This is a genomic window from Pseudomonas sp. CFII64, from assembly GCF_000416235.1.
Lineage (GTDB): Bacteria > Pseudomonadota > Gammaproteobacteria > Pseudomonadales > Pseudomonadaceae > Aquipseudomonas.
On record NZ_ATLO01000053.1, the window covers coordinates 181,087 to 195,969 of the forward strand.

Below are 14,883 nucleotides of genomic sequence, written 5' to 3' on the forward strand. Positions count from 1 at the left end.
GTCAATTATATCGGGTAGGTGTCGGAGTATCAAAGGCCTATCGTGGCAATTAACGCATGTCTGAGGAACGAAGGTATTCGCGGAGTGATATTCCTGATGACAGCTCAAAGTGAAGTTGCTTTTTACTCCGGTGATAACCACAGCATTCGCACAGCGGCCAAACATACATTGGTATGAAGCCCGGCCGCTGTGATGCCGCCGCCTCTGCGGTCCGTACGTGTGCCGTTCGCACTCGCCTTCAGCCCGGATATTCAGGCCTGCAGCGCCCAGTCGGCGGTCACAGCCTATACCCGGGTATGGTTTCGGGTCCGATGGTCGCGACGCAGACTTATCTCCTGGCAAGCCCTTGCGCTCATCTTGAGAGAGCGGCCAGCCCCCGAGTTTCTTGACCCAGGCAACAGGAGAGCGATCATGACAACGCATCTGAACCACGTAACCCAAAATCGGCAAATCAACGATCAGCAGCAATCAGACGTGAGCTTGCACGCCTCGCACGGCGGGTTGGGCTTCGGGGAGCTGGTGCCTTCGCGCTATGCGCTGCGGGTCGGCGAAATTGACGTGCTGGTGGTCAGCGATGGGGTGCTGCCGCTGCCGACCTCGACGATGTCTACCAACGCCAGTCCAGCTGATCGTGCCGCCTGGTTCAAGGAGATGTATCTGGGGCCGGATGCGTTCGATTGGGCGCTGAACGTACTGGTGGTGCGCAGCAGCGACCAGCTCATACTCGTCGACGCTGGACTGGGAGGGCAGTTCCCCGGTTTTCCGCGGGCCGGGCAGCTCCCCAAACGACTGGAAGCGGCCGGGATCAATCTCGCGTCGGTGACCGACATCGTGATTACGCACATGCACATGGACCATATCGGCGGGCTGCTGGCTGACGAAGTGAAGAGCCGTCTGCGTCCGGATGTACGCATCCACGTTGCGGCGGCTGAGGTTGCGTTCTGGGAGTTGCCCGATTTCACCTACACCGAAATGCCGGCACCGGTGCCGGACGTCCTGCGCGCCACCGCCAATCAGTTCATAGACGATTACCGCAGCAACGTGCGTACGTTCGAGGACGAGTATGAGGTGGCGCCGGGCGTGGTCGTCAAACTGACCGGCGGCCATACCCCTGGACACAGTGTGGTCTACATAAACTCCCTCGGCGAACGCCTGACCTTCGCCGGCGACGCGCTGTTTCCGGTCGCTTTCCAGCACCCCGAGTGGCACAACGGCTTTGAACATGACCCTGAGGAGTCGGTTCGCGTTCGGGTGCGTCTGATGCAAGAGGCGGCGGCGAGCGGTGAATGGTTGGTCGCCACCCACTTGCCATTTCCTTCCGTTGGCCGAGTGGCCGTCGACGGTGACGCCTTTCGCTGGATCGCGGCGTTCTGGGACTATTGATCGTTATTGCAGGGAGTAGGTGGCGGCACCCCGGCAGGAGGCGTTCATTGCCGAAGACGCCCGTGCAAACGCTGAAGATCTTGTCAGCAGGACCGCCGCCTTCCCGGACAAGTCCGGTCCTACCGGATTGTGCAAATCGGTAGGAGGGGACTTGTCCCCGAAGGCGTCGACCAGTCCCCGACCAGGTTACTCGCAATCGCTATCAGCTTCCTTGAGCAGCTTGTCATCCTGGAACACTTGCAGATGTACCTGGCAGCTGGCGCCGCTGGGCATGCTCAGGGTGACCAGCGAGCCTGCGGCGCCGCTTTGCAGGTCGCCGCTCTGGTTGATGCTGGAGGTGCCGCTGGCGCTGCTCTGGCGTACCGTCATGCGGTACTGCAAGGTCAGCGGGGTCGGGCTTTGCAGTTGCGGGCGGATCAGGACCGCTTCACCGTGGCGCTGGGCGTCGATGGACAGGCTCAGTTGCGATACGTCGATCATTGGCTTACCACTGTTTTACGCTGGCGGTGGAGTTGTTGCCGTATTGGGTGACCGTGGCGGTGCCGTTGAAACCGGCCTGTTGCACGCTGGCCTGATTGCCGGTTCCGTATTGATTGACGTAAGCCTGGTTGTACGCGCCGGTCTGGGCGACCACGGCCGAGTTGCCCGTGCCGTTCTGTACCGCGCTGGCCTGGTTGTAGCTGCCGGTTTGAGTCAGTGTCAGGTCGTTGTTGCGCCCGGTCTGCTGCACGTAGGCCTGGTTGGCGGTACCGCTCTGGCTGATCACCGCCTGGTTGCGCGTGCCGGTCTGGATCTGCTCGAGCTTTTGCGCAGATCCGTTCTGATCGATACGCGTCTTGTTGTAGTCGCCGATCTGGGTGATGGCGGCTACGTTGCCGCGGCTGATGTCGGCATAACGTGGTTCGGACTGGAGGTCTGATGCCTGACACATTCCACTGGCGACCAGCAGTCCTGCTGCCAGCCATCGCAGGTATTGGGTGTTAAACGCCATGTTCAGCTCCGTTTTGAGAAGTTTTTATTTATCCGAGCCGGTCAGCGGCATGGACAGCGTCAGGTCGTCGTAACTCTTCAGATAACTTTGCAGCAGTGGCTTGTTCAGATCGTCCGGGTTCTTCAGCAGCCAGCTGCCGTCCCGCGCGCCTTGGGCCACCATGTGCACCAAGGCGGTTTCAATGGCTTCGCGCACGCATTGCTGCACCGGTTCGTTGCGGCTGAACCCGGTTTCAACTTCCAGCAAGTGCTTGAGCGAGACGTACTTGAACACGCCGAAATCGACCTGGATCGAGAACACGGTCTTGGTCGTGGTGATGCTCTGGATAATCTCGCCGCTGCGAATGTCCACGGCACGCAGGTTGACGGTCACCTGGTCCTGGCGGTACAGCTCGGACGGGCCGATGCCCAGGTAACGCACGCCGATACCGCCGGAGCGCACGTTGCTTTCGTAGGCGACGATGGCGCCTTCGATGATCAGGTTGGCCGGACGCAGCGCGGGCAGCTGGACCTGAGCCTTGTCCTGCGGTTGCTCCAGGGCGCGGATGATCTTGCGCTCGGTGAGCAGGTCCTGCAGGTTTTCGCGTTCGACCGGTTTGAACCAGCGCGAATCACGCAGCGCGGTCACCAGCAAGGACGCAGCGCCCTGGGTCACAGCGGTTGAAAAAGAACTGTCTGGCGACGGTTTGTATTGTCCGGTCTGATCACGCAAACCATACACAGCGACGGCGATGGGGCCGGCCGGTGCGGGCAGGTTGGTCAGGTCACGGGAAATCTGGGTGGGCGGTGACAGCGAAGCGGGATTGAAAGTAGCCGCTGGACGAGAAGTGGCACAGCCGCTGACGACCAATACTGCACATACAACCATTGATAACGAGCGGATGTGCATCGTCGTTCCTCTACAAGAAAGCCCCGCCGACGCTCGGCGGGGCTACAGCCATGAACGTGTTAGCTCTTAACGCTGGGTAACGGTTGCGGTGTTGCCGGCGCCGCCGGTTTGTACAACGTTGGCAACCTGGTTGTTGCTGAACTGGCTAACAGCAACGACGTTGGCCTGGCCATAGATGCCCTGACCGGACTGGCTGACGTAAGCGGTGTTGTTGTTGCCTTGTTGCAACAGGGTTTCTTCGTTGTAAGCAGCAGTCTGGATGCTGGTCGCTTTGTTGTTGTCGCCTTTCTGGGTGATGTCAGCTTCCAGTTTGTAGCCGCTCTGAGAAGCGTAGGCCGAGTTGCCGTTGCCTTTCTGGGCAACAGTGGCGTCCAGTTTGTAACCGTTGGTTTGCTTGACTTCAGCCTTGTTGTTGCGGCCGTCCTGGGCAACGTTGGCTTGCAGATCGCTGGCGTAGGCCTGAGTGGTGGTCGCAGTGTTGAAGCTGCCGATCTGGGCAACGCTGGCGTTCTGGTCGTAACCGATAGTCTGCGAAGCGTTGGCTACGTTGTGGTCGCCCCACGATTGCGAGATGGTTGCGCTGCTGGCTGCAACGCCGCCTTGAACCACGTTGCCTTCGTTGTGGTTGCCGCGAGTCTGGGTAACGGTGCCTTCGGTGCCGGTGACGAACTGTTGCTTGACCGAAGCAGCGTTGTTGTTGCCCCACGACTGGGCAATGGTGGCTTCGCTGGAGTTGGTGGTCAGCTGAGCGATCGAACCGTTGTTATTGTTGCCGTCGCGCTGGGATACCTGGGCGTTGCTGCCGTTGTTGTATTCCTGCTTGATCGAGCCGTCGTTGGCGTTGCCATCACGCTGGGTCACAGTGGCGTGCACATTGACGTTGTTCAGCTGGTTGGTCGAAGCCTTGTCGCCCGAACCCCATTGAGTGATGTTGGCGCCGGAGTTGGTGTTGCCTTGCTGAACGACCGAAGCCTTGTTGTAGCTACCGTTGTAGGTATAGCCCTGGTCGATTTTTGCACCGGTGGTGGTGTTGTAGGTCTGGCCGATGCTGGCGGTGTTGCGCTGGCTGCCCTGATTGATTTCGGCAGTCTGACCGTTACCGATCTGGTTGATGCTGGAATCGTTGAAACCGCCTTTCTGGCGGCTGGTGGCATCGTTGCGATTACCTTTCTGGGCAACACTCAGCGTGCTGTCATTGGCAGTCTGTTTTGCGTTGGCTTCGTTGCGCTCGCCATTCTGGCCAATATAGACCGAAGACTTGGTAGCACTTTCCTGAACGGAGACAGCATTGTTCTTGGCACCGTTCTGGTTAACGTTGGCAGTGCTCGAGTCAGCGAGTGCCGAACCGGAGATGGCAACAAGTACAGCAATAGACAGAAGAGATTTACGAGCGCGCATGAAAGCCTTCCTTTTATAAAAAGTAGTTTTGAGTGTTGTTAGTGATGTCGAGCGGGTTGCAACAATTACAACGCTTACGGTTGGTTCACTTGAAACTGAGTAGTCTGCCCAGTCGTTTTATCCGTGGTCACGATCTGCAGCATCCCACTTTGCAAATTGGTAATGGAAATACGGAAATCCGTCGTTTCCACGATTCCCGGAATAAGCGAACCGTCTGGACTCACAATGCTGGACGTCACCGCCGATGAAACCCGGCTTAAAATGGCGCTTTGCAACATGGTGTTGAATTGAGTCAGGGCGGTCTGTTCGCTGGAGGTCGTCGACTCCTTGAACTTGTTTTGCGCCGTGGCCTGGTTCAGCAGCACCGGGCCATTGAGCGGGTTACCACCAAACGATGGATTGTTCGGGGTATAGACCAATTCGCTGGCGTTGACGCTACAGCTTAGGGCGGACAACACACCCAGACCGACAACTACCAGAAATGGACGGTACATATAATTCCCTTTCAAAATTCATCACGCCCGACATCGGGGTCGCCAAAAAACTGTGCGAGCTGATAATCCAGGATCGCTTGATAAACCAGTGTCGCCGCATCGGCTCCTATCGCAGGGACCAGGCTGCGATTGGGTGGCAGAAACGTCTGAAACATGCGCCGATTGCCGTAGTCGACAAACACCTGACTGCCCAGTCGAGCCGTGGGGCGTTCGGAGATGGAGACAGTGAACCGCCCGCTTTCATCCTTGTCGCTCCAGGCACTGGCGAAACTGTCGTAAAACGCTCGCCCGACCACAGTCATCGTTTGTCCTACAACAAGCCCGCCGACTTCTTTACTGTTGAGCGTTCGTTGTTGTGCCAGTGTCGCTGTATCGCTGACGCTCGATTCAGCAAAGCTTGTTGTGACAAGGCACAGCTGCAAAACGGTTGCACTCATGAGCAGTGAGTAATTCATATTGCAAAGTCGCTGACGGGTTGGAAGGCAATTTATATAAGAGCTGGTACAAAGTGCCATTACTATTTTCATTAATTTTAAAATATTTTTTCTGACGCCAATTTAAGTAATACCGACAGATTACAAAGTGCTCTTTTGCTGTTGTTCCTGACGCCAATATTCTGTTTGATTGCCGGGAAGGCGGGAAAAAGCGACTTTATGGCGTCAAGGTATTCACGCTTTTCAAGGTGCGAGGCGGGTTCCAAAGACATCAGTTCAGGCCGCGAAAAGGTCGATTCGCAGTTTTGCGAGCTGACTCAGGCAGAATTTTTTATAACCCCGCCATTGAAATGCTCAAAAACAGTTGGATTTGCGGTGCTTTGCGGTAGGAAATAAACCGTCAGTACCGTTATGGCTCACGGATCTTCAAATGCGGCAGCGATGGTGCATTTATTTTTTGCGGCGTTCGAAGTGGTCATTCCTGCAGTGCGGTTTGTCCGCCACCCATCGCTGCAATTAGCCGATCAGCACGGTCTGCCTGTATACAGGAGGACAGGTCAAGGTATTGGCGGTGGCTGGGTGAGTATAAAAAACAGATGCTTAGGCGCGTGCGTTGATCCAGAACCTTCAAATATTTGTTGAGCACAGATATTGCATAGAGCCCAGCGGTGAGTGTCAGGGGTGAATATTTCACTCAATCCCGGCGTTATAAAGGCATGGGTCAAGCCACGCAGCCGTGGATGTGTTTCATTTACCCGTCGTTGAAACAAACGCACCGATATTCTCGAGCGTATCCGCCCGAAACTCTTTTGCAGTGAGAAAGCAAGCAATGCCCATGATTCCCCTGCTGATTTGCGACGATTCAAACATGGCGCGCAAGCAGCTATTAAGGGCTTTACCCGCCGATTGGGGCGTGTCCGTCACCATGGCGACCAATGGCCAGGAAGGTCTTGATGCGGTTCGCAACGGGCTGGGGCAGGTTGTCCTGCTGGATTTGACCATGCCGGTCATGGACGGCTACCAGGCGTTGGCGGCCATTCGTGCGGAAAACCTGGACGCCAAAATCATCGTGGTTTCCGGCGACATTCAGGAAGAAGCCGTTCGCCGGGTCATGGAGCTGGGCGCGCTGGCATTCCTGAAAAAGCCGGCTGACCCCGAAGAACTCAAGCAAACCCTGAATCGCCTTGGCTTGTTGGGCGAGCCGACGGTGCAGGCGGTGATTCCGGCAGGCAATACCGGCTTGATCAGCTTCCAGGACACGTTTCGCGAAACCATCAACGTGGCCATGGGCCGTGCGGCAGCGCTGCTGGCGCGGGTCCTTGGGGTTTTTGTGCAACTGCCGGTGCCCAACGTCAACATGCTGGAGGTGGGCGAGTTGCACATGGCGCTGGCCGATGCCCAGACCAGTGATCGCCTGACCGCCGTCTGCCAGGGCTATATCGGCGGTGGCATCGCCGGTGAGGCGCTGCTGATTTTCCATGATTCGGAAGTCGCCGACATGGGCAAGTTGATGAACCGCGACTCGGCCGAATATTCGGACATGGAAATGCTTCTGGATCTGTCCACGATCCTGATTGGCGCCTGTTTGAGTGGCATCGCCGAGCAGATCGACGTGGAGTTTTCCCAAGGCCATCCGCAAGTGCTGGGCACGCATGGCGGCATCGACGAGTTGATTCGCATCAACCAGCAACGCTGGAAGAAAACCCTGGCGGTGGAAATCAGCTACAGCCTTGAAGGCCACAATATCCATTTCGATCTGCTGATGTTGTTCACCGAAGACTCGGTAGAGCTGCTGACTCGCAAACTCGCGTACCTGATGAGCTGACCCATGAACGACAATATCGATCTCAAAGAACTGCATTGGTTGCTGACGATCACCCAGAGTATTGACGTGGGGGTTGTGGTGCTGGATCGGGATTACCGGGTGCAGGTCTGGAATACCTTCATGGAAAACCGCTCGGGCGTGGTGCCGTCTGAAGCGGCAGGGCAGTCGTTTTTCAAGATGTTCCCGGAAATCAACGAACAGTGGTTCAGCAGGAAAATCGACAATGTGGTGACGCTCGGTACGCCGGCGTTCACCATCTGGGAACAGCGGCCCTATCTGGTGCGGTTCAAGAACTACCAGCCTATTACCGGGCAGGAAGATTTCATGTACCAGAACACCACCCTGTTTCCGCTGCGCTCGACCAACAGTGAGATCAGCCATATCTGTCTGGTGATCTACGACGTCACCGACGTTGCCACCAACCGTCATCAATTACAGGCGGCCAACGCCGAGCTGCAAAAACTGTCCAGCACCGATCGCCTGACGGGCTTGTTTAACCGTGGTCACTGGGAAGAAGCGCTCAAGCTCGAATATGCGCGGCACAGTCGCTATGCCTCCAATTCCTCGTTGGTGATGTTCGACATCGACCACTTCAAGCGGGTCAACGACACCTATGGCCACCAGGCCGGTGACGCCGTGATCCAGCGGGTCGCCGAGGTGATCCGGCATCATGTCAGGGATGTCGATATTGCCGGGCGTTATGGCGGCGAAGAGTTCGCGGTGCTGCTGCCCGGCACCGATAAAGAGGGCGCGCGGATCTTCAGTGAGCGTGTGCGCCAGGCCATCGAGGCCGAAGTGGTCGAGCACGACGGGCACGCGATCCGTTGCACCGTGAGCCTTGGTGTAGCGGACCTCGCCACGCCGATGCCGGGTTACAAAACCCTGATCGAGCGGGCTGATCAGGCGCTTTATGTCTCGAAGGAAAATGGCCGCAATCAGGTCTCCGTACACGCGTAAACCCTGGCTGGAGCGGGGTGTATCGAGATAGATAGCTAGATATCTAGCTATCTATCTGCTATTGCCCAGCCGATCCCGTATAGAAAAATCCCGGCTTTATGCCCGCCTGCGTTCTGGAGCAGGGTCGATTGCTGGTAGGATCGCGATTTTTCCGGCGACGATCAGGGGCATCATGCGACCTTCATCCACTCTCACTGTATTGCCGGTGGACCGGCCATTGATCGGCCGTGTCAGCCCGCCTGGCTCGAAATCGATTACCAACCGCGCGCTGTTGCTGGCCGGTCTGGCAAAGGGCACCAGTCGCCTGAGCGGCGCCCTCAAGAGCGACGACACGCGGGTGATGTCCGACGCCTTGCGCCTGATGGGCGTGCAGATCGACGAGCCGGACGACAGCACCTTCGTGGTCACCAGCACCGGCCAATGGCACGCGCCGCAGCAAGCGCTGTTCCTGGGCAATGCGGGCACGGCCACGCGCTTCCTGACCGCCGCGCTGGCCAACTTTCAAGGCGAGTTCGTGGTCGACGGCGACGAGTACATGCGCAAGCGTCCGATTGGTCCGCTGGTGGATGCATTGCAGCGCATGGGCGTGGACATCAGCGCGCCCAGCGGTTGCCCTCCGGTCGCGATCAAGGGCCAGGGCGGCCTCGCGGCAGGGCGTATTGAAATTGATGGCGGTCTGTCCAGCCAATACGTGTCGGCCTTGTTGATGGCCGGCGCGTGCGGCAAAGGTCCGATAGAAGTGGCGTTGACCGGCAGCGATATCGGTGCGCGCGGTTATGTGGATCTCACATTAGCGGCGATGAAAGCCTTCGGTGCCGAGGTTGAAGCCGTGGGTGACACTGCCTGGAAAGTCGCCGCCACCGGCTATCAAGCCACCGATTTTCATATCGAGCCTGATGCCTCGGCGGCCACTTATTTGTGGGCTGCCCAGGCGCTGACCGATGGCGCGATTGATCTGGGCGTCGCCGCCGAGGACTTCACCCAGCCGGATGCGTTGGCCAGCCAGCTGATCAGCAGCTTCCCGAACATGCCGGCGGTCATCGACGGCTCACAAATGCAGGACGCGATCCCGACCCTGGCGGTGCTGGCGGCATTCAATAATCAGCCGGTGCGTTTCGTCGGCCTGGCGAACCTGCGGGTCAAGGAATGCGATCGCATTTCCGCGCTGTCCCACGGCCTGTGCGCCATTGCGCCGGGCCTGGCGGTGGAAGAGGGCGACGACCTGATCGTCCACGCCAACCCGCAACTGGCCGGGCAAACCGTGGACGCGCTGATCGACACCCATTCCGACCACCGCATCGCCATGTGCTTCGCCCTGGCCGGCCTGAAAATCGCCGGCATCAACATCCTCGACCCCGACTGCGTGGGCAAGACCTATCCCGGTTATTGGGATGCGTTGCAGTCGTTGGGGGTGAAGGTAGAGCGCGAGGGATGAAGGACGGACACAAACCGGTTGACCCGGTAGAACCGGTTCGGGCGTCGAAGAGCCTGAACCGGCCCGCGGAAACTGAGAAGAATGCTGGGCTGGATGATGAAACCCTGATTGGCACCGCCCGCGAGCGGCTGGCCAATCCTCGTCGGGTCAGGGTTTCGCTGAAGGATCTATAGGGAATTGTGCAGACTGTGTGAAATCTCGTCACACCCCCCGATACCGCAACCTGAAGCTCAACTCCGCTGACTCACCCTGTTGCAACAACTGCAACCCCGGATGGTCCGGCAGGTGGTGGGCGTTGACGGGGTGGCTGACGGGTTCGAAGCAGAAGAAATCCAGCCCCGGCGGGCAGAAAACCAGAAAGAAGCGGCTGCCGCTGGCCTGGCATTCAAGCTCATAGCCCAGATCCGGCTGGCTGATCAGGCCGTTGCCGTCCCATTGCGTGAAGCCGTTGTCCAGACGCGTCTCGGGCAGGATGTTCGACGTATTGAAATCCCATTCGGCCGGCAGCGCCTCAAGATGCGTTGGCAGACCCGCGTCATCGCAGCGCCAGACCTGCGCGGCATGGGCCTGCAGGCGCGTGTTGGCGGTGCGCGGGAAGTACGGGTGCAAACCCAGGCCATGCCAGGCGGCGCGCGGATCAAGGTGAGTGACGCTCAGATCGATGCTCAGCGCGCCTTCTTCCAGGGTGTAACGCAACTGCGCGCGGTAGGCGAAAGGAATGGCGCTGTCGAGTTGCAGGCACGCGTGGCGCTCGCTTTGTTCGATCACCTGCCAGGATTGTTGCCAGGCGCTGCCATGAATCGGCAAGGTGTCGTTGGCGCTGTTGGGTTCCAGCGCCAGCCAACCTTCAGGGATCGCAAATCCTCCATTACCGATGCGGTTCGACCAGGGCACCAAGGGATAACAGCCCAGCTTGCGCGGCGTTCCCGTGCTCAAGGCCTGTTCATCGTTGGGCCGCAACAAGGGCTGGCCGCTGGCAATGACGCTCCAGTTCGCAATGCTGCCGCCGGTTTGCGGGGCCAGGGTCAGGCGCGTCACACCGTCTTCAAGGGTCAGGAGTTGCGGCTGCATGATGATTCACCGTTGGGGTTTGAAGGAATGACGACTCAAGGCGTGGCGCGACGCCAGGTCAGCAGGACAATACCGGTCACCACGATCAGGCCGCCGACCACCTGGCCGCTGCTGAGCAATTGATCCAGGATCAACCAGCCGAACAGCAGACTGGCCACCGGCTCGACGTTCATGACTGGCGCGTTACGGGCCATGTCCAGGCGCGTCATGCAGATGAACAGCAGCGAGAAGCCCAGGCCATACAGCGCCACCAGACACGCCAGAGCGGTCCATCCCGTGGACGTGCCGGGCAACGAAACACCGCCCGGCAACAGGCCGCTGAAACCTGCCAGAGCGGCGGCGCAGAACACGATCAGCATGGTCAGCATGCTGCGCACTGTGCCGCGCATGCTCGACAGTTTGTGGTCGGTGATCCACAGCGCACAGGCGAACACGCCCGCAGCGGCAAAGCCGAAAGCGATGCCTTCCAGCCATTGCGCCTCGGTAGTGGCCTGGCTGGACAGGCGCTCGGGAACATCCAGCGCAAATACCAGCCCGATCAGGATCAGCCCCATCAGCAACGCCGCGCGACGCGTGGGTGCCGGGCCGCCCAGCGCCCAGGTCAGCAGCGCCAGCAGGATCGGTGCGATGTTAGTGATCAGCAACGCCAGCGCCACGGGAATCCGTGCGACGGCGGAATAAATGCAGAAACTTTGTGCTGCGATCAACAAGCCCAGCAGCAATTGCCAGCGCCAGGTTCGCGCAGTCAGGCGCGGGCGTTCTCGTTGCCAGAGCACCAGGCCGGTGAGCACCAACAACGTCACGCCCGAGCGACAAAGGATGGCCAGCAGCAAGCCGGCATCATGGTCGAAAGCGATACGTGCGGCGATATGGTTGCCCGCGAACGCGCAGGCCAGAAGAGCGAGGATCAGTACGGCGATGTGGCGGGGGAACAGCGCAGGAACGGACATGAGCAACCAGCCTCCTTGGCTGGAAAACGGCGGTTGTTATCCGTAGGACCGGCTTTAGCCGGGAGAGCGTGCTCCCGGCTAAAGCCGGTCCTACGGAACCGCCGTATAACCTTTATTACAGCACCACGCTCGGCAACCACAGCGAGATTGCAGGGATGTAAGTCACCAGCATCAGCACCAGGAACAGCGCCAGGTAGAACGGCAGCAAGGCTTTGACCGTGGCTTCGATGGTCACTTTGCCCACCGCAGCACCGACGAACAGCACCGCGCCAACCGGCGGTGTTATCAGTCCGATCCCCAGGTTGACCAGCATGATCATGCCGAAGTGCACCGGGTCCACACCGACGCCGACAATCACCGGCAACAGGATAGGCGTCAGGATCAGAATCAGCGGCGCCATGTCCATCACGGTACCCAGCAGCAGCAACATGACGTTGATGCACATGAGGATCACGTAACGGTTATCCGACAGCGTCAGGAACGCCGTGGTGATCTTCATCGGGATTTCCATCAGCGTCAGGATGTAACCGAAGCTGGCGGCGAAACCAATCAGGATCATCACGATGGAAATAGTGCGTGCCGCCCTGTGCATCAACTTGGGCAGATCGCGCCATTTGTAGTCGCGGTAGATGAACATGGTGACGAAGAACGACCAGAGCACGGCAATGGCCGCCGATTCGGTCGCGGTGAAAATACCCGAGAGGATGCCGCCGAGAATGATGACCATGGCCATCATGCCCCAGAGCGCTTCACCGGCGATTTTCAACGCCTGGCGCAGCGGGATCACTTCACCCTTGGGGTAGTTGCGCTTGCGGGCGAAGATCATGCACAGGCCCATCATCACTGCGCTGAGCAGCAGGCCCGGCAGAATCCCGGCCATGAACAGCGAAGCGATGGACACCGTGCCGCCAGCGGCCAGCGAGTAGAGTACCGAGTTGTGGCTCGGCGGGGTCAGCAAGGCTTGTACCGAACCGCTGACCGTCACCGCCGTGGAGAAATCACGGGGATAACCGGCGCGTTCCATTTCCGGGATCAGCACCGAGCCTACCGAGGCAGTATCGGCCACGGAAGAACCGGAGATTGCGCCGAAGAAAGTCGACGCCACGATGTTCACCAGCGACAGGCCGCCGCGAACAAAACCGACCAGTACCGCCGCGAACGCCACCAGCCGTCGTGACATGCCGCCTTCGGCCATGATCGCGCCCGCCAGGACGAAGAACGGAATCGCCAACAGAGAGAATTTGTTCACCCCGCCCGCGATCTGAATCATCAAGGCGTCGGCTGGGATATCAATCCACCAGGCACCGACCAGTGCCGACAGGCCCAGCGCGTAGGCCACTGGCATGCCGATTAGAATCAGCGCGATGAAGCTGCCCAACAGTATAAAAGCGTCCATTTATGCGGCACCTTCACTTTCTTCAATCACGTCGAACCGCATGACCGAGCGGTGGCTTTGGTCACCCAGGAAGAGTTTTTCCACTATGAAAATCAACGTCATGATGCCGCCGATGGGGATCGGCAGATAAGAAATGCCGACCCGCAGGAACGGCAGTTCGCCGACGAACTGATTCCAGGTGGTGGCGCAGAGTTTGAAGCCCTTGAAGATCATGAACAGGGCAACCACAGCCATCAGGATTTGCACCGCCAGGGCGGCAAATTTGCGCACCTGAGCCGGCATGCGGTCGACCGCCATGGCCACAGCCATATGCGCGCCCGCGCGATAGCTGGCGGCGGCACCGAAAAAGGTGAACACCACCATCAGCAGAATGGCCGTTGGTTCCGGCCAGCTCGAACCGCTGCCCAGTACGTAACGGGCGAAAATGCCCCAGGGAATGATCAGAGTCATGATCAGGATCGACATACCGGCGATCCCGACGCAGACCCGATACAAAATGTCGTTAATGCTTAGTAGCGTGTTTTTCATGGGGGCTCACCACGGCAGGAGCAAGCGAGTTGGCACTCGCCCCTGCGGCGTTATCGAACGGACTTATGGGCAGATCAGTTTTTCGCCGAGGCCAGGGCCGGGTCGGTTTTGACAGCCTCGATGCGACCGATCAGGTCTTTGTAAGGCGCGCCGTATTTGTCGCGAACCGACTGAGTGGCGTCATAGAAGGCTTTTTTCTGCTCAGGTGTCAGGGTGATGAATTCCACGCCAGCGGCCTTGAGCTTGGTTTCAGCCTCTGCCGACGACTTGTCCCACAATACGCGTTCTTCAGCCTGTGCTTCTTTGGCGAGTTTTTTCACCAGGGTTTGTTGCTCTGGAGAGAGCTTTTCCCAAGTGGTTTTCGACATCACGATCGGTTCCGGCAGGATCAAGTGCTCGGTGATGGTGAAGAACTTGGCGTTCTGATAGTGGTTGTGCTGGAAGTAGGTCGGCGGATTGTTTTCTGCGCCGTCGATCACACCCGTCTGCAGGGCACTGAAGATTTCGCCGGTGGCCATGGCGATGCCGTTGCCGCCCATGTCATTGATGGTGTCGATGAATACCGGGTTGCCTTGCACACGGATCTTCATGCCTTTGAGGTCAGAGATCTGGCGTACTGGCTTCTTGGTGTACAGGTTGCGGGTGCCGCCATCCATCCAGGCCAACGCGACCATGTTGAATTGCGAATTGGTGATCTTGTCGAGGATTTCCTGGCCGATTTCACCGTCGATAATCGTGCGCATATGCGCCTGATCACGGAACACGAACGGCAGGTTGAACACGTTGACGTCCGGCACTACCGGGCCGACGATCCCCAGGCTGACCCGGGTCATCTGCACAGCGCCGCTCTGGACTTGCTCCACGACTTCTTTCTCGGAGCCCAGCACGCCACCCGCGTACATCTTGAAAGTGATCTCGCCTTTGCTTTGCTCTTCGAGCTTCTTGCCCATGTTCTGTTCGGCCACGACTGGCGCATAGCCGGCCGGGTGAACTTCAGCGAATTTGATTTTGACTTCCGCCTGAGCCAGGCCTGACATGCAGAAAGCCAGCGGAAGTGCTGCGATCAGAAGCTTGCGTTTGAAATCCATGGATAACTCCAGTCTTGTTGTTGTTTTTTTAATGGTGTGCAGCGG

15 protein-coding genes are annotated in these 14,883 nt (G+C 58.6%); 4 read left to right on the top strand and 11 right to left on the bottom strand.

What is annotated here, in order from left to right; genetic code table 11:
• Positions 1-411 precede the first annotated feature (411 nt).
• Entirely contained in the window at positions 412-1,383 is a 972-nt protein-coding gene (locus tag CFII64_RS28260) for an MBL fold metallo-hydrolase (RefSeq protein WP_020294311.1), read from the top strand.
• 186 nt (positions 1,384-1,569) lie between these two features.
• Here CFII64_RS28260 and csgH read toward each other — a convergent pair whose 3' ends face one another.
• The 6 genes from csgH to CFII64_RS29605 form a co-directional block, all read right to left on the bottom strand.
• Positions 1,570-1,863, bottom strand: coding sequence for a curli-like amyloid fiber formation chaperone CsgH (gene csgH, locus CFII64_RS28265; protein ID WP_020294312.1), 294 nt, complete (start codon positions 1,861-1,863; stop codon positions 1,570-1,572).
• Between the two features lie 4 nt (positions 1,864-1,867).
• Positions 1,868-2,374, bottom strand: coding sequence for a curlin-associated protein (locus CFII64_RS28270; protein WP_020294313.1), 507 nt, complete (start codon positions 2,372-2,374; stop codon positions 1,868-1,870).
• A gap of 24 nt (positions 2,375-2,398) precedes the next feature.
• On the bottom strand, positions 2,399-3,262 hold the full coding sequence (locus tag CFII64_RS28275) for a CsgG/HfaB family protein (protein ID WP_020294314.1): 864 nt from the start codon (positions 3,260-3,262) through the stop codon (positions 2,399-2,401).
• Positions 3,263-3,328: 66 nt separating this feature from the next.
• The gene (locus CFII64_RS28280; protein WP_020294315.1) at positions 3,329-4,660 is read right to left on the bottom strand and encodes a curlin-associated protein; all 1,332 of its coding nucleotides are present in this window, start codon (positions 4,658-4,660) and stop codon (positions 3,329-3,331) included.
• 74 nt (positions 4,661-4,734) lie between these two features.
• Entirely contained in the window at positions 4,735-5,154 is a 420-nt protein-coding gene (locus CFII64_RS28285; protein WP_020294316.1) for a curli assembly protein CsgF, read from the bottom strand.
• 11 nt (positions 5,155-5,165) lie between these two features.
• Entirely contained in the window at positions 5,166-5,669 is a 504-nt protein-coding gene (locus CFII64_RS29605) for a CsgE family curli-type amyloid fiber assembly protein (protein WP_177325462.1), read from the bottom strand.
• 748 nt (positions 5,670-6,417) lie between these two features.
• Between CFII64_RS29605 and CFII64_RS28295 the strand changes: the two genes are divergently transcribed.
• The 3 genes from CFII64_RS28295 (at position 6,418) to aroA (ending at position 9,805) form a co-directional block, all read left to right on the top strand.
• Entirely contained in the window at positions 6,418-7,413 is a 996-nt protein-coding gene (locus CFII64_RS28295; protein WP_020294318.1) for a response regulator, read from the top strand.
• Positions 7,414-7,416: 3 nt separating this feature from the next.
• Positions 7,417-8,370 (top strand): sensor domain-containing diguanylate cyclase, encoded by a 954-nt coding sequence (locus tag CFII64_RS28300; RefSeq protein ID WP_020294319.1) that lies wholly within the window; start codon positions 7,417-7,419, stop codon positions 8,368-8,370.
• A 172-nt stretch (positions 8,371-8,542) separates the two neighbouring features.
• Complete coding sequence (gene aroA / locus CFII64_RS28305) at positions 8,543-9,805, top strand: 3-phosphoshikimate 1-carboxyvinyltransferase (protein ID WP_020294320.1); 1,263 nt, start codon at positions 8,543-8,545, stop codon at positions 9,803-9,805.
• 201 nt (positions 9,806-10,006) lie between these two features.
• Here aroA and CFII64_RS28310 read toward each other — a convergent pair whose 3' ends face one another.
• The 5 genes from CFII64_RS28310 to CFII64_RS28330 all read right to left on the bottom strand — a co-directional run bounded on the left by CFII64_RS28310 (position 10,007) and on the right by CFII64_RS28330 (position 14,838).
• Complete coding sequence (locus CFII64_RS28310; RefSeq protein ID WP_020294322.1) at positions 10,007-10,876, bottom strand: aldose 1-epimerase; 870 nt, start codon at positions 10,874-10,876, stop codon at positions 10,007-10,009.
• Positions 10,877-10,911: 35 nt separating this feature from the next.
• Entirely contained in the window at positions 10,912-11,826 is a 915-nt protein-coding gene (locus tag CFII64_RS28315) for a DMT family transporter (protein ID WP_020294323.1), read from the bottom strand.
• 115 nt (positions 11,827-11,941) lie between these two features.
• Entirely contained in the window at positions 11,942-13,222 is a 1,281-nt protein-coding gene (locus CFII64_RS28320) for a TRAP transporter large permease (RefSeq protein WP_020294324.1), read from the bottom strand.
• The gene (locus CFII64_RS28325) at positions 13,223-13,750 is read right to left on the bottom strand and encodes a TRAP transporter small permease (protein WP_020294325.1); all 528 of its coding nucleotides are present in this window, start codon (positions 13,748-13,750) and stop codon (positions 13,223-13,225) included. It lies immediately after the preceding gene.
• Between the two features lie 74 nt (positions 13,751-13,824).
• Positions 13,825-14,838, bottom strand: coding sequence for a TRAP transporter substrate-binding protein (locus CFII64_RS28330; RefSeq protein WP_020294326.1), 1,014 nt, complete (start codon positions 14,836-14,838; stop codon positions 13,825-13,827).
• Between the last annotated feature and the right edge of the window lie 45 nt (positions 14,839-14,883).